The sequence below is a fragment of the Shewanella sp. QJM3NY_23 genome, assembly GCF_056173105.1.
Genome location: NZ_CM149657.1, coordinates 1,730,058 through 1,748,864, shown reverse-complemented (window position 1 = coordinate 1,748,864; position 18,807 = coordinate 1,730,058). Strand labels below are relative to the sequence as shown.

Genomic DNA, 18,807 nt, shown 5'->3' with positions numbered 1-18,807 from the left:
TTTATTTAGCGACAAAATCAAGTAACTCGGCTAATGAGCCTTCGCCGCTCATGGCATTAAACTGGCAGCGGGTATCAGCACACTCACCGTAAACTTTATCAAAATTTGTCACTTGCTTAGTTAATGCCGCAATGGCAGCACCGGCTTGATCTGCATCATTGACTGGCTTTAAAAAGGCTACTGAAAGTTGGCGTGGTTGCTGCTTTCCTTTCTCGGCAAGGGCAAAACTGGCATAAGCACGAGATGCAAAACTATTTTGTTTACCTGTTGGTGACACTTTCACCGCGGCTTCGGTTAATGCGCGTATCGCAGCGTTGGCTAATTCTTCATTACCAGCTAAGTTTTCAATTAGTTGGGTTTTATTAATGCAGATATAGCTATAAAACAAGGCGGCGGCAAAACCAGATTCACCGATATGTGCTGAGCCTGCATCAGTTTTACCATCGTTTAAATCATCCACTGCGGTAAAGTAATCATCTTCGACCACTACGCTGTGTACACTAATAGCATGTGCCACTTGGCAAGCCGCTTCTACATTAAACGCGGGGCTTGATGCCAACATACGACCAAATAAAGCAATATCGACTGCAGTATGCTCATTTTTTAGTAACGCTAACTCTGCTTCGGTGGGTGCACGGTTTTGCTCTGCTAAGATGGCCACTAAAGTCAAGGCTGCATCACGTTCGGCAGGGCTAATATGGGCAAGTTGCTCAATATCTAATGAGTCTTTTTTGTTTTTACCAAAGACACCTGCAATTGTTGTAGCCCATTCTTTTGCTTCTTTTTCTTTGACATCTTTAGCTATTAACGCATTGAAAATTTCTTCACCAAATCGCTTGGTACGTGTACCAATTTTACCCGCCATGGCTTCTTCAAATAATTCAGATACGCGCCAGTTGCGTTTTAAACTTTGTGAACTCACTCGCAGGCGCTCAAAACCACCCATTTTGGCAGTTTTTGGCCGGCCTAAATCATCACGGTTCAAGTTAGCAGGAGCATACGAGGTTAATAAATGTAATTGGATAAATTGGCTCATGTTCATTCCTTAGTTTTAAATTTATTTGATTAGGTTATTGAATATCTGTTTTAAATTAAGTTAATTTTTCGCTGATGCAGCACGGTAATACTCCATGGCCCATTGCACGGCAATGCGTTTTTCTGCTCGCTCCGGGCGAAAGTTATGGTGCTCAGAAAACCATTTTTGTACGTCTTTAATCAATGCTGTTACAGCAACCTCATTGTTGACTTGCTGCAAAATTCGGCGCATGCGACGCAATAACTCTTCGGCGGTACTCGCATCTTGCAGCTGGGCAAATCGTAACTCGCTGACGACTGACTTATCGCCATCACTTTTACTGCCAGCTGCTTGGGCAAGCTTCTGTTTACTATCACTTTTTACATAGACCAAGACACCTGCAAGCGTTGCCCAACATTCAAAGTCTTTTTCGGTTGCCTTTTCGATGATTTCTGGCGGTAAGCTCAACCATAAAGCTCGGAAACCTTCGGTTAGCATAATGGCGCTTAAGCTTTCGCAACGTTTTAGCTGGGCTTTGTATAATGTGGGCGCTGTTTGCAAGCCATATTCTTTTAATTGTTCAGCAGGCAAGAACATCGTTTGCCACCAGCGTAAACAACTTAATTCTGGAGAGAGACTACTCATGCTATGTCCTTTTTAACGTCAATTTGATGGTTGGCCATAAAGGCTTTAATTTCTTTGCCGCCAAATAACCAACCAACTAATGCTTGGCGCGCTTGAATGCGTTTAGCCATGGCACGGGCATTACCCAGTTCTGATAAGGCGTATTCATCGAATAAATCTACGCAAATATTACGGAGTGTTTGCAACCATGTTTTAGCAACATCTGGAGGACATTCGGGATGAGAAATGAGTGCCGCAACCGCGGTAAAAAATGCAGCTTCACTGCGTTGCCAAAAGGCGGTATCAATAAAGGACGTATCCCCTTTTGCATCGCCCGGTTTATCAAACCAAGCGGCTTTTATTTGGCTACGGCAATGCCAAAGTGCATTATTACAAATTGCTTGTAACTGCTTAATCTCCCTTAATGCCTTCTCTTGTTTTTCAGCTGGTATCGCAAATAGCGGCATTGATGTGGAATACCAGCAACGTGCTTTCATATTGTCCATGTCGTAACCAAATACCCATAGGCGGGGAATAGCACTTTGCTTTTCGGCCAACATATCGGCAATTGTATAAAAATGCTCTACGACAGTGGCGCAACGCTGACCATCAACGTCATTGGTATAGGTCAGGTTGTCCCATGTTTTATATGTAATTCCACCGGGTTGGCCTTTGGCAGATAAGTGTTCTTCTTCGGGCTTTTTAGGATTCCACTTATAGGGAGTAAAGGGGTGTGCCCAAGTGCCAGAATAATTGTGTCCATAATTTTGGGTACGGTATTCGCTAACGACTTGCTCTGTCGGCAAACCTGAGATTTGACATTCAGCAGCTTTGCTTTCGACCATTAAGCGCATTCGCCGTGGCATTGCCCAATACATATGCAATGGATGCACATTGGGTGCATAAATTTCAGTGGCTTTTTTATCGCTTGTTTTGGTTTTTTCTAACCAAGGGAAAACCGAGCCATCGTGAAAATTGGGGGCGGAATACCGCCAATGATCGCGATTGATGACGTTAAGCCAGAGTTTTTGCCATAAATTAGCGTTTTCATCTTGTGGCATAACTAAAGTAGTGAGTGGCCCACCACCTCGCAAACCAACTCGATGGCCTGCGCCACCAGAGGGCGCATTTATTTGCAGAGTGAAGAGCGCTAACATCGCCATTTCTAGCGACATTTGATTGCCTATACCGCGTTTAATGAAATGATCGGTATTGAGTTTTATACCATTAGCACCGGGCGCTTCTATTAGTAAACCAGCAACTGTTGTGGGCTTTTGTTCAATCAACTGCTCGAAATCTTGCATAAATAGCGGCCCAACACCCGTTGCATTGAAGGCATGCTGTACTTTATTAAATGCTAGTACTAGCTCATCTTCAGTGGGCGCTTGCTCAAAATTTTCAATCCAAGCAATTTCATCCTCTGGCGCCAACACGGTTTGTAATAGCCCGATGGCAAATTGATAAGCCGCCCCCTGAAAATCAGCACGAGGTAGGGCAAAGTCGACTATGTCCGCACGGCTAATGGCTGACATGGGTAAGGTTTGTTCACTGCCGTCTCGCAATTTAAATGGTAGCCATGGGTCTTTAACTAGGTTCATAACACCTCCTGTTTTTGTACCTGACAAAAACCAGTTGTTGAGTGGTAGGTATAGTTTTCCTCTAACTCTGGTAACCAAAGTTGTAGGTATTTTATTTGTTGGTATTGTTGCTCTAAGTTACTGATGGTGTTTGCAAAGGTCGCAGGGACGGGTTGTAATTTATCGGCGAATTTATGTTTTGACATTTTCACCGTGCTTAACGGCACGGCAAACTTTTCATCATCTATCCAAGGAGCCAGTTGGCCTGCTTCATTTTGTTTTAATAACAACACGTCAACCGTTTCAATATCGCTGTGCCTGGTACTAATGTCGCTGTTATCTTCATACCAACCACTGGCGCTTTCTGCGCTGTAGCCAAATTGCTGCCATTGTAATAATTGGGATTTAGCTTTAGCGGCTTTACTGCGCTCCTCACCAATTAATTGATTTTCTTGGTTAGTGAGTGTTGCAGGAATGGTGTTATAAGCGTCGTCGCTGTAAACAGCCTCTATCAGTTGGCGCGCCTCACTCGGCATGCGAATAGCCCCTAACGTTAATAACTCACGTAAGCCTAACCATAAACGCCCCGGTGAACGGTAAACATATTGCGTATTGAGGAAGTCTTTACTTAGCCAGTCACTCATAGGCGTAGCGGTAAATTCAGGCGCATGGATATAGAGGGTAGCTGGAGTACGTGCATCTTGAATGTTAGCTTGGTGTCGCCCTTGATGATCACGAGTATGGCGGTGCAAACGGCCTGCACGTTGTATTAAATCATCAATAGGACATATGTCGGTGATCATGATGTCGGCGTCTGCATCTAATGATTCTTGAAACACTTGCGTTGCTATCAGTACTTTGCCTTTACGGACAGTGTTATCACCTTGCTTACCGAAAATGCTCAACACTTTATTTTCAATGCTTTTTCTATCAGCCAAGACAAAACGACTGTGGAACAATAAACAGTCTTCTGGGTTTTCCAATTGCTCTTGTAAGTTTTTAAATGCAGCTAAGGCATCATCCACTGTATTGCGCACCCACACTACACACCGCCCTTGAGCTACAGCGGTTAATATGGTGTCGATGCACGCATCAAGGGTATTGAGCGTGGTAATCGCGACCTCTCTACTGACATCTTTACGACTTGCCAATGGTTGCTCTAGCACCGACTGTTGTTGTAATGCGACTTTTGTGGCTAGTGGAAACGCTTGCTGCTGTAATGGGTAGCTCGGAAGTTGACCAGCATTTAGCCATACATTGACTAAACGCTGGCGCTGCTTTAATGACAAGGTTGCGGTAAGCAAAATGGCTGAACCACCTTGATGTAAATGCAGGGCTAATAAGCTTTCCAGTAATTCAAACATGAACTCATCGGCAGCGTGTACTTCATCAAAAATTAGCACTTTTCTATTTAACCCTAATAAGCGCAATGATTGATGACGTCGAGGTAGTACGGTTAATAAAGCTTGGTCAATAGTGCCTACACCAACGGGTGCTAATAAGGCTTTTTTCTTGGAGTCGGCTAGCCATTGGTTGCATTGTGCCGTAGCCGTACTGTCTGTTTGGTGATAATTGGTGTCTGTACTACCTGATGCTAGTACTGCCTCACGAAATATATCGTTCATTTCCCGTGCACCGTGTGCCAATACAATGCTTGGCTGTGATCCTTCACTTGTTAGCATTTGCTGGTAATGTTTAGCAACGCGAGCAAACATGGCATTGGATGTAGCCATGGTCGGTAAACCAAAATAAAAACCTTCTGCTGCACCGGCTTCCATTAGCCTATGGGTTAACGCTAATGCGGCTTCGGTTTTACCTGCACCGGTAACATCTTCAAGTATAAATAATTGGGGTTGATTGTTGATTTCGACAGTTTCGGCCCAGCGTTGCAGCGGCGTTGGGGCATAACCATAATGCGCTTGGATAGATTGAAACGGTTTTATGATCGGCGCTTTATTGAGATCCGTTGCAGCTAAAGCGCTTTTAGCAATTTGTTGCGCCTGTAACCAATACTCTTTAAGTGCAATAGGTTCAGATTGGTAGGTAAAAAAGCGACTGTCCGAGCCAACCCAATCAGCTAACACCGCAAGCCCTGCGATTTGCCAACTCACTTGCTCTAGTTTTTTTCGCCATTCCTTTGAGCTAAATTTTTCAATAGGCAGCTCTGGTTGCAAGCAATCCACCACATCACGGAAATATTCTTCTACTGCAATCATATTGGCTAGCTCTGTAAAAGCCTTAATGGCACCCGGATCTTTTGTATCAACGGGTTGCCCATGGTGGCCAAGCATGCAATCCATGATCACCATTAACGATTTTTTTATCTCTAAGTGCTGTCGATCTCTTTTGTTTAATTTTGGTATTGAAAACAACTCATTGAAAACGAGAAATTCTAATTGTTGCCAGAAATAAAGACCCATACGATCATGACGGAAAGATTTACCGTCGTATTGAGTGCAATGATCTACTTTTAATAAGCACTCATTATCAATGCTAAACAGTTGCTGAAAGGCCGATGCGAATTTCCCTAGGTCGTGAAGAACAAGAAAAAATACCAATAAACTTTGCACTTGCTTAGGTGTAAGCTCTAAAAAATTTGCGAGATCTTTCGTAAGCACTCTATTGTCATCTAATAAGCAATGACCAACAGCAGCCACATCTAAACAGTGATAAGCCAGCAGGTGGTAATCAGCCTCCATTTGTAAAGAAGCCTTTCTGGCCTTACCCCAATATTGAAAATAACTTACTTCATCGGTGTCCATTTCCCTACTCACTTGACTCCCTTGTTATTCGCTCAGTCGCGACCACTTTACTGTGTTCAAAGCGCATCACAACACTGGTTAAAAACTAAGGTAAAGCGACTTTACCTTACATTGGCGATTTGTTATTTTCCGTTCAATTAAGCACTAAGAGCCACTGTTTTATATCATGTTGATTGACCAATACCAGTTGCTGGGTTTCCGGAATGCCATCAAGCATTTTGGTGTTAACCCGCATTTCGTGCAGTAGGTAATTAGCAAGTGCTGCACGGATGTGAAGAATAGGCTGGCCACCTTCCATTTGTGATCATTGGCTAACACAGCTTGTTTTTCTTGAGAAAGACGTTGATCAGGTTGTAGTAAGAGTAGAATAGTAGTTTGCCAGGCAAAATCAGCGTCGACACCTCGATAATGACCATCGAGCAATTCGGCATAACCAAGAAAACGACTTAATACTAGATCGCGATAACCTTGAGACTTTTCATAATAGCCTCTGACATGCCATCTCAACCCCGTATTAACTAGGGTGTAAGGATGGAAGATCCGACCATCACTTTCTGGATTAGTTATAGAAACATAATTAACTTCCATGCGCTTTTGTTGATGAATGGCTTGTACTAATACGCGGATTACGTTTGCCGATACAGTTCGATGTGGCAACGTTAACAAGCTTACATTCAAGTATACCGGTGAGGAAAAATGCAATTGCTTGGTTACGAACCATTGGAGGTAATTATTTCTGTCTATTGAAGTTGCAGTCGACGCAATAAAGTACGGTACAAATTCGGATGAGGGGTCATATGCCTTCGCTGTACGAACTAAGCTATTGGGATAGCGGTCGAGGTAACTTTTTAAATCTTGATAGGCTTGTTGACGGCTAATGGCAAATTGATTGATGAGTTGCTTGTTGCCAATGTTTCCCTTCCACCATGCCAACAATTCAATAAAGTAAAATCTTTGTATTACGTTCCCAGTCACCATATCCCTCTCCTTAGGACATTAACTGACACACTACTTTTATATATCTTATTCACCAAATAATGTCTAGATATTAGGCTTTATCCCTCTATTTAAAAATTAAATATATCACTGTAATATCGTGATATATTTTAGACTTGGAATTTTTTTGATGAGTGCATGCGAATAAAAAATAAGGCGACTATTGCGCGGCCTTAAGCTCCACCACATTCTCATAAGCTGCAGGATCTTTAAGTTGCTGCAGCTTATGCCACCACGCCTTATACGCTTTCGCTTGTTCTTCTATATAATCGTGATGATCATAGATTGACTGCACGCCATCCAGCTTATGCCCCAACATGGTTTCAGCGACTTCCGTCGTAGTGATTTTACTCATGTTAGTGCGCTGCGTTCTGCGCAAATCGTGCATAGTCCAATCATCACCAAGCGGCGTACCGTTCTTAATAGACCAAGTGATAATTGGCTTAGCCATGCGAGTGACAACAGCTTGAGAATATACCTCACCGTCTTTGGTAGGGAACATCAGATCGCCATCGCTTAATGACATAGCAAGCTCGATAACGGGCTTCACTTCTTCTATGATCGGGCGCAGTAATGCACGCTTCATCTTGTAGCCTGTCTTGTGGTTCTCAACAGGTACCGTCCACACCATTTTATCTAAATCAAAATGTGCTTTCTTAGCAAGGCGCAGCTCGCCGACGCGGCAACCATAGAACAACGCTAAAAAGACAAGGATGCGATTACCCAATCGCTGACGATTAGCGTGCTCTATACCTTGCAGCAAAATCGCTAATTCATCATTACTCAGGATGCGTGAACGGCTACCTAATGAGATGTTTAAATCTTCTTTTGACTCGATACCAGCTAACTCATTCGACTTAATTAAGCGGCGGCGAACGGCCCACTTTAACGCACGGCGGCTAACGGTTAACACTAGGTTGGTAATAGTAGGCTTCTTGGCGGCAAGCGACTCAAGCAGATCGAGCCATTGGTGAAGCGTCACCTTGTCGACCTGTTTCTGTCCGAGCGTTGGGAATACGTTTATCTCGAGCGCGCGCAGGTATTCTTTTGCCGTTTGCTCTTTGACGTTTGAGCGGCCTTCACCAAATTGCGAGTTATGCCAGGCACGAAAAACACTCTCTACTGTGCCATCATCAGCATTGGCTTTTGCCGCTTTCTCTCGCTTAGCTTCACGCGGATCGATATCATTGAGCAACAGCTTACGCTGTTCGTCGCAGGAATCCCTTGCCTCTTTAAGTGTCATTAAAGGATAAGGGCCGATATCGATGCGAGCCGCTTTATCATTCCATCGATAGCGCATTTGAAATGTGATAGCGCCTTTAGCGGTAACCCTAACACTTAGTCCGTCACGATCAGTACGCTCGAAAGCTTTAGCACTCTCTTTGTTTAAGTTTGCTTTTAACCACGAATCAGTTAACGCCATATCCTTTCACCACTGTGTACATAGCGAAATTATGTACGCGATTATGTACACAAATCTCGAGGTAGGTTCTGAATGGAATCGAATAAATTTTTACTGAAAAAGTGACTTTAGCTTATGTTTTCAGCACTTAACACGCACAAAACGAACGGTAGTGAAAGCATCTGAAACGGCTGGTTTAGAATCACTCATTAGTAGACTCTTCTGTAGTTTTGGGCGCGGACTCTGGCGCGTCTATGTCCGTCTCAGGACGGGTCACACCAGAAAACAGCGCCGCTAATGACTCAGCATCAGATAAAGCAGGAAGATCTGCTATCGTATCTAAGCCAAAATAGGCTAAAAATTCATTTGTAGTCGCATACAGAGCGGGCCGTCCCGGCACCTCTTTATGGCCTACAATCTTTATCCAATGTCTATCGGATAAACTCTTAATAATATGGCTACCGACTGCTACACCGCGGACAAACTCAATATCGCCACGTGTCACAGGTTGACGGTAGGCTATCACCGCCAAGGTTTCTAGCGTCGCTCTTGAATAGCGCGGCGCTTTCTCTTGCCATAAACGTTGTAAATAAGGACTTAAGGTTTCAATGGTCTGAAAACGATAGCCCCCAGCCACTTTAACCAATTCAACGCCGCGGCCTTGATAGTCTTGCTGCAAAGCGTCAATTGCCGCCTTAATTTTAACCCGTGAAACGTTAAAATTGGCCAGTACGCTCTCGCTTAAATGTTTTATCGATACCGTTTTCGCCATCACAAATAAGCTCGCCTCAATCAGCTGCTTAAGTTGTTCTGGATTGATTTGCAGTTTATTTTTCGACAATTCAATACGCCCTAACGTGAATGGTCGACAACGGCTCGGCCTGAATGACGTCAACCAGTAACTCTTTGACCAACTCCATCAGCGCCAGAAAACTCACCACCACACCACTGCGCCCTTCGGCAACATCAAACAGGTGTTCAAACGGGACGTAGGACTTACCTTCTAGCATAGCCAAGATCTGGATCATGCGTTCACGTGTAGACAAGGTTTCCCGGTGAACTTGATGGTGCTCAGTCGCTTCAACCCGTTTAAGCACCGCGGCAAACGCGCCAGCTAACTCCACTAACGATACCGAAGGCGGTACCAACACCGGCTTAATATCGGCAGCAGGTAAGGCTCTGGCTTGAAAAATATCACGCTCTAAACGGGGTAACTCATCCAGGCGCTGCTGCGCCTCTTTGATCACTTCATAGGCTTTTAATTGCCTAATCAATTGCGCGCGAGGGTCTTCCTCTTCTTCATCTTCAACATCCGGTTTAGGCAGCAAAAGCCGAGACTTAATCTCGGCCAAGGTTGCTGCCATCACCAGATAATCGGCGGCTAATTCAACCCTAGCCCCTTGCAGCAGTTCAATATATTCAAGATATTGATCCGTCACAGGCGAAATGGCCAAATCCACCACATCGAGTTTCTGCTTGCGGATCAAATACAGCAGCAGGTCGAGCGGACCTTCAAACGACTCAAGAAATACTTCGAGCGCTTCGGGAGGAATAAAAAGATCGGCGGGTAAGTGTTTAACCACTTCACCGCGTACCACGGCTAAAGGTAAACTTTGCTGTGTACCCTGCATCCGCTCTCCCAATATCCCTTATTTTTCAAAGGGTAAAACGATAGCCACCAGCACCATTTTAACGGTATGGCTTTTATCAAACGCGCGATTATACCTGCTTAATCACCCAATAGACAGGAAATTAACCAAACTGACTCACATCGCCAGCCCCAACACGCAATATCTCAATCTCGCCTTCAGACAGGTCGATCACCGTGGTGGGTTTCTGTCCTAGGTATCCACCATGAATAATCACATCCACTTGGTGCTCTAAAATATCGCGAATATGCTCGGGATCAGACTCGGTAAACTCTTCTCCTGGCATGATCAAACTGGTCGACATCAGCGGTGCATCCAACGCTTCAAGTAAGGCCAGCGCGATAATATTGTCGGGAACCCGAATACCTATGGTCTTCTTTTTCGGGTTTTGCAGACGTTTAGGCACCTCTTTGGTCGCCTTAAAAATAAAGGTAAACGGCCCCGGTGTGTTGTTTTTAAGCACACGATAAGCTTGGTTATCGACGCGGGCGTAGGTTGCCAGCTCAGACTGGTCACGCACCATCAAGGAAAAATCGTGATCGTTATCAATCTGACGAATGCGCGCAATACGCGTCATCGCCTCCTTTTCACCCAATAAACACCCTAAGGCGTAACCAGAATCGGTGGGGTAAACTACCACTCCACCTTGTTTAATCAGTTGCGCCGCTTGGTTAATCAAACGCGTTTGTGGGTTTTCCTCATGAACATAAAAAAATTGACTCATCGGCTTTCCATCCATTTATCCATTTGCCAAACCCAGTCGACCCCCTGGGGTTGGAACATATTTTTACCCAACTCAATCCAGCTACCCGGAAAGTGGAAATCACTGCCAAGGGACGCGAATAGCTGATTAAGTTTGCTAAGGGCAATTAAATTATTGCGGTCATCTAAGGTTTGCTGACCCAGCACCACTTCCATGGCATCGCCGCCGGCCGCTTTAAAGTCGCGCACTAAACGCTTTAGCCATTTAGCCGACAACTTATAGCCACTTGGATGCGCTAATACCGCAACGCCGCCAGCCTGATGAATAATCTCAATGGCGCTGGCCATGTCGGACCAATTATTAGGTACATAGCCTGTTTTACCTCGGGCAAGGTATTTCTTAAATACCGACGCCTGATTGACCGCATAGCCATGTTCTGCCAGCCATCTCGCATAATGGCCACGACTTAATGCCGCGCCACCCGCGAACGCTTTTGCGCCTTCGTAAGCCCCTTCGATACCGGCTTTTTCTAACCTAAGGCCTATCTCTTTAGCGCGGGTTTCGCGCAGGGTTCGTTGCTGACAGAGAAACCCATCAAGCGTGGCGTTTGTTCTATCGATGTTTAAGGCAACAATATGAATATCAAAGTTATTCCAACGAGTCGATATCTCGGTGCCATCCACCAATTTTAGCGGCTCAGGCTGCGCATTGTTAAAATGGTGCGCCTCATCGAGGCCCGCCGTCGTATCGTGATCAGTAATGGCCAACACCTGCACCCCTTTTTCAAGGGCACGAGCGACTAATTCTGATGGCGTTAATTGACCATCAGATGCGGTGGTGTGGCTGTGTAGATCGATTAAAAGCGTTTCATCTGTCATCCGCATATTCTACTCGAGTTTGCCATTAGAAACATCTAATTGGCTTAACTTATTTACACAAACATTGATGGTCAAATAACGCTGTGCCTTGGCATTAATCACTATTTTTAGAAATAGAAAAATATTCCATTGACATCACTACCATGCTGATGTTTTTATATAGCCAACGACATAATTTAACTTTTACATGACTTTTAGAGACACAATTTTATGACACAGCAATTTAATCACATCATTTGGTGGTGGCACTTCCCAACATAGCGGGTGGTGTGAAATTCTGTGCTCATGTAAAAGAGACTAGATTTAAACAAAAAGCCCGCATTAAATGCGGGCTTTTTGCATTTAAGGCTTTAATTTTATTAACGTATTTTATTAATTAATACCAATCAAATTAACGATTTGATCGGCGCAGGAGCAGACACATGGCGTTACCCTCTCTGGCAAGAGTCAACACAGTAAAGGAGCGGATCACTTACCAAGACGATCCACTCAACTTGTATCAACAGCTTACCCAAAATGCGCCGCACACCATGTTGCTCGAATCAGCAGAGATAGACAGTAAAGACCACCTAAAAAGTATCGTGATGACGCACGCCGCGATGATGATACGTTGTGAAGGATTTCGCCTGATCTTTACTGCACTCAATACTAATGGACAGTCACTGTTAGCGCCCATTAAGGCTTTTTTTAACCTCGACAATGCCGAGCTTAACGACAATCGCTTAATCCTGACGCTCAATCAAGCGCCAACCCAGCTCGATGAAGACGCCAGACTCAAAGCCACCTCCGCTTTAGATGGCCTTAGAGTCTTAGTGCAACATATCGATTGCGGTGATGATGTAGGGTTTGAGTCGTTATTTCTAGGCGGCGTATTAGCCTATGATCTTATCGATACCGTCGAGCCACTGCCCTCGGTATCAGAGAGTGAAAATAGCTGTCCTGATTACCTATTCTATCTAGCTGAAACCCTCATTTTAGTCGATCATCAGCAGCAAACTGCCAACTTGATAACCCATGATTTTAGCCAGCAACCGAGTGTTAAAGCAGCGCTGGCAGCGCGTGCTGAGACCCTAAAAAGTGCCTGTCACACACTCAACCCTATCGATGCCTTAATCCCAATTGATGCGCCAACCCAAGTTAATATTAACGACGAAGCCTTTATCGACATAGTCAACGACTTAAAAGAACATATTATTGCTGGTGATATTTTTCAAGTGGTGCCCTCACGCAGCTTTAGCCTGCCTTGCCCGAACACATTAGGGGCATACCGCGCACTGCGCCTTACCAATCCCAGCCCTTATATGTTTTATTTTCGAGGCGACGATTTCACCTTGTTTGGCGCCTCCCCCGAAAGCGCCCTTAAATATGAGGCGGCAACCAATCAAGTGGAAATTTATCCCATTGCTGGCACACGTAAACGTGGCAAAAAAGCCAATGGTGACATCGATTTCGATCTAGACAGCCGTATCGAACTGGAGCTAAGACTGGACAAAAAAGAGCTCTCTGAACATTTGATGTTGGTGGATCTTGCCCGTAACGATATCGCACGAATTAGCCAAAGCGGCAGTCGCCAAGTGCCCGAGTTACTTAAAGTGGATCGCTACTCCCATGTGATGCATTTAGTCAGCCGCGTAACCGGCCAACTGCGCAGCGACCTCGATGCCCTACACGCTTACCAAGCCTGCATGAATATGGGCACCTTAACGGGCGCCCCAAAAGTCAGTGCAGCCCAATTGATCCGCGGCGCAGAGCAAGCGAGGCGCGGCAGCTATGGCGGCGCCGTTGGCTACATTAATGGCCTAGGCGATATGGATACCTGCATAGTGATCCGCGCAGCCTTTGTTAAACAGGGAACGGCGCATATTCAAGCTGGCGCAGGGGTTGTGTTTGACTCCGATCCCCAGGCCGAAGCCGATGAAACCCGCCAAAAAGCACAAGCGGTCATTACAGCCATCAAGATGGGAGGCGGACAATGAAACTGTATCTGCTGGATAATTTCGATTCATTTACCTACAACCTGGTGGATCAATTTCGCAGCCTAGGTTGTGAAGTGATTATTTACCGTAACGATGTGGCGGCAAGCTTTATCGCCGATAAGCTGCTCAGTGAAACCGAACCCGTGGCGTTAATCTTATCACCAGGCCCTGGTGCACCCCATGAAGCAGGCTGCTTAATGGCGCTTATTGGCCTGCTGGCAGGCAAAGTCCCAATGTTGGGGATCTGCCTAGGCCATCAAGCTATGGTTGAACACTTTGGCGGTAAAGTTGAGCGCGCCACACAGGTGGTACACGGTAAGGCCAGCCCAACCATACACTCAGGGCAAGGGATCTTCCACGGACTGCCCTCGCCGCTGCCGGTAGCCCGCTATCACAGTTTAGTCGCCACCCAAGTACCCGACTGTTTAGCGGTGATAGCCACCACAGACACCATACCGATGGCTATTAGCCATAAGGAATTCAAAGCCATTGGCTTTCAATTCCACCCCGAATCAATTTTGACCACCTTAGGCAGCCAGTTGTTAACCCAAACATTGGACTATCTAACAGGTGACAAACTCGGGTTAAGTACTGATAAAGGAGCACTGTAAATGAGCGACCTACAAGCGATTATCGATAAGTTGTATTTAGGTCAGAGCGTCAGTCGCGACCAAGCTAACTTGCTCTTTAGCGCCATAATTCAAGGTGAAATGGGTGAAGCCACTATGGCTGGCATGTTGGTCGCGATGAAGATGCGCGGTGAAACCATCGATGAGATCTCCGGTGCCGCCGACGCGCTACGCGCCGCCGCCAAGGTGTTTCCGATACCCAATGCCACCACCCGCAGCCAAGGGATAGTCGACATAGTCGGCACCGGCGGCGATGGCCATAACACCATCAATATCTCCACCACCGCAGCCTTTGTGGCCGCCGCCGCTGGCGCCAAAGTGGCTAAACATGGTAATCGCAGCGTATCGAGTAAATCAGGCTCATCGGATCTACTATCGCAATTTGGTATCGACTTAACCATGGCGCCAGAGACCGCACGCGACTGCCTCGATGAGTTGGGGTTATGCTTTTTATTTGCGCCCCATTACCATGGCGGAGTACGTCATGCCGTGCCGGTGCGCCAATCATTAAAAACCCGCACCCTATTTAACCTGTTAGGTCCGCTTATCAACCCTGCTAACCCAGATTATATTGTACTGGGCGTGTATAGCCGTGAGTTAGTTGAACCTATCGCAAATGTGCTTAACACATTAGGACTCAAACGGGCCATGGTGGTGCATGGCAGTGGCTTAGATGAAGTGGCCGTGCATGGTGACACCTTAGTGTGCGAGCTCAAAGACAAGCAGCTCTCCCAATATACCCTTACCCCATCGGCATTAGGGGTTGAGCAAGCGACATTAGCCGAGCTTGAAGGTGGCACCCCAGCTGAAAATGCCGCCATCACGCGCGCCATTTTACAGGGGCAAGGCAGCCAAGCACATCGCAATGCTGTGGCCGTCAATGCAGGGTGCGCGCTCTATATTTCGGGCAACAGCGACACTCCCCTCGAGGGGGTAAAGCAGGCGTTAGCCATACTCGACAGTGGCAAAGCCTTCACCTTACTTGAGCAGCTCGCCAACGCCAGCCGCCCCGCCAATTAATACGAGGAGTCATTGTGAGTAATCAAGCAGCGCCAAGCCAAAGTAACGTATTAACCCGTATTGTTGCGACCAAAGCGGCACATATTGCCGCGCTCAAGTTGCGTTTTCCTGAAGCATCACTTCAGCCCAAGCAGTCGGATCGCAGTCTATTTGATGCATTAAAAGCGCCTAATGCTGGTTTTATCTTTGAATGCAAAAAAGCCAGTCCGTCTAAAGGGCTAATTCGCCAAGACTTTGATGTTGAAGCCATTGCCGATGTTTACGCCCATTACGCTGCGGCAATATCGGTACTGACCGATGAGCAGTTTTTTCAAGGGGATATGGATTATATCCCTAAGGTGCGGGCGCGCGTTGCACAACCGATTTTGTGTAAAGACTTTTTTGTCGACACTTATCAAATCAAACTGGCGGCGCATCAAGGTGCCGATGCAATTTTGCTGATGTTATCTGTACTCGATGATGCGCAGTATCGTACTCTGGCTCAGCAAGCGCAGGTCTATCAGCTTGATATCCTGACCGAGGTGAGCAATGAAGCCGAGCTGCAGCGAGCCATCGCGCTCGATGCCGCCATTATTGGCATAAACAATCGCAATCTTCGCGATCTATCCACCGATTTAGCCACCACAGAGGCGCTCGCTCCCGCCATACCGCAAGATCGGGTGATCATCAGTGAGTCAGGCATTTACCAGCATGCTCAGGTACGCCGCTTGAGCCCGTTAGTCGATGGTTTTTTGGTGGGCAGCTCCTTGATGGCCGAGGACGATTTAGATATCGCGTGCCGCGCGTTGACACTAGGACACAACAAGGTGTGTGGGTTGACACGTGATGCTGATATACAAGCTGCAACCGACGTCGGTGCCGTCTACGGCGGGCTGATTTTTGCCCCCAAATCTCCCCGTTATATCAGCCCAGCGCGCGCACTTGAGCTAGTACAGCGCCAACGCGGCAGAGGTAAAGCGCTGCGATTTGTCGGGGTTTTTGTCAATGAGGCCACTGAGGTTATTGCCGCGATTGCGGCCTCGCTTAACCTGTTTGCGGTGCAATTACATGGCAAGGAAACCCCCGAAGATATCGCTACGCTGCAACAGGCACTCAAGGCTCTCGATTGCAACGCGCAGATATGGAAAGCGCTCCCCATTAGCGTCGATAGCGGCACAGCAAACCTTAACATCGAAGTGCCCCCCAAAATCGATCGACTACTGTATGACAGCCAACGGCTTAACAAACAAGTCGATAACGCTGGCCAATTTGGCGGCACCGGGCGGTGTTTTAATTGGCAGTTGGCCCTGCCCTATAAAGCACAGGCCATGTTAGCTGGCGGGCTCAATGACCAAAACGCAGCGCACGCGGCAACACAAGGATTTTTCGGCTTGGACTTTAACTCCGGCCTTGAAAGCGCGCCTGGGCTAAAAGATAGCCATAAACTGAGCGCCGCCTTTAAGGCCTTGAGACAGTATTAAGTTAATCACACAATCCGTTTATTTATTGACATTTCGCCCAGCACTCACTCTGGGCAACACATTAGGACACGATTATGACTAAGCTTGACCCTTACTTTGGCGAATATGGCGGTATGTATGTACCACAAATATTGATGCCAGCATTGAAGCAACTGGAGTCGGCCTTTGTCGATGCGCAGCAAGATGAAGCCTTTCAAGCCGAATTTAACGACCTGCTGAAAAACTATGCCGGGCGTCCTACCGCCTTAACCTTAACCCGTAATTTAAGTCCCAACCCTTTAGTCAAAATCTACCTAAAGCGTGAAGATTTACTCCATGGCGGCGCCCACAAAACAAACCAAGTGTTAGGTCAAGCTTTACTGGCTAAACGCATGGGCAAAAAAGAGATCATCGCCGAGACAGGGGCAGGCCAACACGGCGTCGCCACCGCCCTGGCTTGCGCCCTGCTGGGGTTAAAATGCAAGGTGTATATGGGTGCCAAAGATGTCGAACGTCAATCACCGAACGTGTTTCGGATGAAACTGATGGGCGCCGAAGTCATTCCGGTGACGTCAGGCTCTAGCACCTTAAAAGATGCCTGTAACGAAGCCATGCGTGACTGGTCTGGCAGCTATGACAAAGCCCACTATTTATTAGGCACAGCGGCAGGGCCGCATCCGTTCCCTACCATAGTGCGTGAATTTCAGCGGATGATCGGCGCCGAAACCAAAAAACAGATCCTCGAGCGCGAAGGACGCCTGCCCGATGCCGTCATTGCCTGCGTCGGCGGCGGGTCAAACGCTATAGGGATGTTCGCCGACTTTATCGATGAACCCTCGGTGCAGCTTATCGGTGTCGAGCCCGCGGGCTTAGGCATAGACACGCCGATGCACGGCGCGCCGCTTAAACACGGTAAAACTGGCATTTTCTTTGGTATGAAGGCGCCATTGATGCAGGATAAAGAGGGCCAAATTGAGGAGTCTTACTCTATCTCGGCAGGGCTGGATTTCCCCTCGGTAGGGCCACAGCACGCCCATTTGGCGGCAACTGGGCGAGCCACCTATGAGTCTGCTACCGATGATGAAGCCTTAGAAGCGTTTCAACAATTAGCGCGTTGTGAGGGCATTATTCCGGCGTTGGAGTCGGCTCATGCACTCGCCTACGCCGTTAAATTGGCCAAACAAGCCACCAAAGAGACCCTTCTCGTGGTTAACCTGTCGGGGCGAGGTGATAAAGATATCTTCACCGTCGCCGACATTCTCGAACAACAAGTTAAGTCAGCACCACAGGAGAGCGGCAATGAGTAACCGTTATGACGCCACGTTTAGCGCCCTTAAGGCCAACAATCAGGGCGCTTTTGTCCCCTTCGTCACCTTGGGTGATCCAAGCCCTGAATTGTCGCTACAGATAATCGACACCTTGGTCGATAATGGCGCCGATGCCTTAGAGCTGGGGTTCCCGTTTTCCGATCCGCTCGCCGATGGCCCAGTGATCCAAGGCGCGAACCTGCGCTCGCTGGCAAGTGGCACCACCGCCAGTATCTGCTTTGATATGTTGCGCCAGATCCGGAACAAGTATCCCGATTTACCCATCGGCCTGTTACTGTACGCTAACTTAGTCTTTAGCAATGGCATCGACACTTTTTATGCCAAGGCCAAGGCGGCCGGTGTCGATTCGGTGCTAATTGCCGACGTGCCCGTGGAGGAAGCCAAACCCTTTATCGAGGCGGCAACGCACCATGGCATAGCGCCCATTTTTATTGCGCCGCCCAACGCCGATAGCGACACCCTGCAACTGGTGAGTGAGCACGGCAAAGGTTATACCTATCTGTTGTCTCGTGCAGGCGTAACGGGCACAGAGTCGAAGGCAGGTATGCCCATCGCCGATATTCTAACCCGCTTAAAGGCCTTTAACGGCGCGCCGCCTCTGCTGGGATTTGGTATTGCCGAGCCTGCGCAGGTGCGCGAGGCCATTATTGCCGGCGCTGTTGGGGCGATTTCAGGCTCAGCCGTGGTTAAGATCATCGCCGAGCATCAAGAAGATCCTGCAAGGTTACTGGCCACATTAGCCGAATTTACCCGTAATATGAAAGCCGCCACCTTAATGTAACCAAGCTGAATGTAACCAAGCCTAATCG

Annotated in this window: 16 protein-coding genes and 1 pseudogene; 6 read left to right on the top strand and 11 right to left on the bottom strand. The window is 47.2% G+C overall.

Annotated features, from left to right (window positions below):
* Position 1: 1 nt before the first annotated feature.
* The 11 genes and pseudogenes from cas7e to rnm all read right to left on the bottom strand — a co-directional run bounded on the left by cas7e (position 2) and on the right by rnm (position 11,606).
* Positions 2 to 1,036 (bottom strand): type I-E CRISPR-associated protein Cas7/Cse4/CasC, encoded by a 1,035-nt coding sequence (gene cas7e, locus AC0VXX_RS08035; protein WP_475516679.1) that lies wholly within the window; start codon positions 1,034 to 1,036, stop codon positions 2 to 4.
* Between the two features lie 60 nt (positions 1,037 to 1,096).
* On the bottom strand, positions 1,097 to 1,660 hold the full coding sequence (gene casB, locus AC0VXX_RS08030) for a type I-E CRISPR-associated protein Cse2/CasB (protein ID WP_475516678.1): 564 nt from the start codon (positions 1,658 to 1,660) through the stop codon (positions 1,097 to 1,099).
* The gene (gene casA / locus AC0VXX_RS08025) at positions 1,657 to 3,237 is read right to left on the bottom strand and encodes a type I-E CRISPR-associated protein Cse1/CasA (RefSeq protein WP_475516677.1); all 1,581 of its coding nucleotides are present in this window, start codon (positions 3,235 to 3,237) and stop codon (positions 1,657 to 1,659) included. The genes casB and casA overlap by 4 nt, the downstream gene beginning before the upstream one ends.
* Positions 3,234 to 5,990, bottom strand: coding sequence for a CRISPR-associated helicase Cas3' (gene cas3 / locus AC0VXX_RS08020; protein WP_475516676.1), 2,757 nt, complete (start codon positions 5,988 to 5,990; stop codon positions 3,234 to 3,236). Before cas3 ends, casA begins: the two co-directional genes overlap by 4 nt.
* Before the next feature lie 121 nt (positions 5,991 to 6,111).
* Positions 6,112 to 6,276 carry a BrxR family transcriptional regulator gene (locus AC0VXX_RS08015; protein ID WP_475516675.1) on the bottom strand — a complete coding sequence of 55 codons (165 nt, stop codon included), beginning with the start codon at positions 6,274 to 6,276 and terminating at the stop codon, positions 6,112 to 6,114.
* 149 nt (positions 6,277 to 6,425) lie between these two features.
* Positions 6,426 to 6,956, bottom strand: a pseudogene (locus tag AC0VXX_RS08010) (BrxR family helix-turn-helix transcriptional regulator); the annotation flags it as partial.
* Positions 6,957 to 7,134: 178 nt separating this feature from the next.
* The gene (locus AC0VXX_RS08005) at positions 7,135 to 8,397 is read right to left on the bottom strand and encodes a tyrosine-type recombinase/integrase (RefSeq protein WP_475516674.1); all 1,263 of its coding nucleotides are present in this window, start codon (positions 8,395 to 8,397) and stop codon (positions 7,135 to 7,137) included.
* A gap of 181 nt (positions 8,398 to 8,578) precedes the next feature.
* On the bottom strand, positions 8,579 to 9,202 hold the full coding sequence (gene scpB, locus AC0VXX_RS08000) for an SMC-Scp complex subunit ScpB (protein WP_475516968.1): 624 nt from the start codon (positions 9,200 to 9,202) through the stop codon (positions 8,579 to 8,581).
* 16 nt (positions 9,203 to 9,218) lie between these two features.
* Entirely contained in the window at positions 9,219 to 10,007 is a 789-nt protein-coding gene (locus AC0VXX_RS07995; protein WP_475516673.1) for a segregation and condensation protein A, read from the bottom strand.
* A gap of 121 nt (positions 10,008 to 10,128) precedes the next feature.
* Positions 10,129 to 10,749 carry an L-threonylcarbamoyladenylate synthase gene (locus AC0VXX_RS07990; protein WP_110458066.1) on the bottom strand — a complete coding sequence of 207 codons (621 nt, stop codon included), beginning with the start codon at positions 10,747 to 10,749 and terminating at the stop codon, positions 10,129 to 10,131.
* Entirely contained in the window at positions 10,746 to 11,606 is an 861-nt protein-coding gene (rnm, locus tag AC0VXX_RS07985) for an RNase RNM (RefSeq protein ID WP_475516672.1), read from the bottom strand. The genes AC0VXX_RS07990 and rnm overlap by 4 nt, the downstream gene beginning before the upstream one ends.
* A gap of 422 nt (positions 11,607 to 12,028) precedes the next feature.
* Between rnm and AC0VXX_RS07980 the strand changes: the two genes are divergently transcribed.
* From AC0VXX_RS07980 to trpA, 6 genes are all read left to right on the top strand, one after another.
* Positions 12,029 to 13,582 (top strand): anthranilate synthase component 1, encoded by a 1,554-nt coding sequence (locus AC0VXX_RS07980; protein ID WP_475516671.1) that lies wholly within the window; start codon positions 12,029 to 12,031, stop codon positions 13,580 to 13,582.
* Positions 13,579 to 14,193, top strand: a complete 615-nt coding sequence (locus AC0VXX_RS07975; RefSeq protein ID WP_475516670.1) for an aminodeoxychorismate/anthranilate synthase component II — start codon at positions 13,579 to 13,581, stop codon at positions 14,191 to 14,193. Before AC0VXX_RS07980 ends, AC0VXX_RS07975 begins: the two co-directional genes overlap by 4 nt.
* On the top strand, positions 14,194 to 15,231 hold the full coding sequence (gene trpD / locus AC0VXX_RS07970; protein ID WP_475516669.1) for an anthranilate phosphoribosyltransferase: 1,038 nt from the start codon (positions 14,194 to 14,196) through the stop codon (positions 15,229 to 15,231).
* Between the two features lie 14 nt (positions 15,232 to 15,245).
* Positions 15,246 to 16,691: a bifunctional indole-3-glycerol-phosphate synthase TrpC/phosphoribosylanthranilate isomerase TrpF gene (gene trpCF / locus AC0VXX_RS07965; RefSeq protein WP_475516668.1), complete on the top strand. Its 1,446-nt coding sequence runs from the start codon at positions 15,246 to 15,248 to the stop codon at positions 16,689 to 16,691.
* A gap of 74 nt (positions 16,692 to 16,765) precedes the next feature.
* A complete protein-coding gene (gene trpB / locus AC0VXX_RS07960) occupies positions 16,766 to 17,977 on the top strand; it encodes a tryptophan synthase subunit beta (RefSeq protein WP_475516667.1) in 1,212 nt (403 codons plus the stop codon).
* Entirely contained in the window at positions 17,970 to 18,779 is an 810-nt protein-coding gene (gene trpA, locus AC0VXX_RS07955; protein ID WP_475516666.1) for a tryptophan synthase subunit alpha, read from the top strand. Before trpB ends, trpA begins: the two co-directional genes overlap by 8 nt.
* Positions 18,780 to 18,807 lie beyond the last annotated feature (28 nt).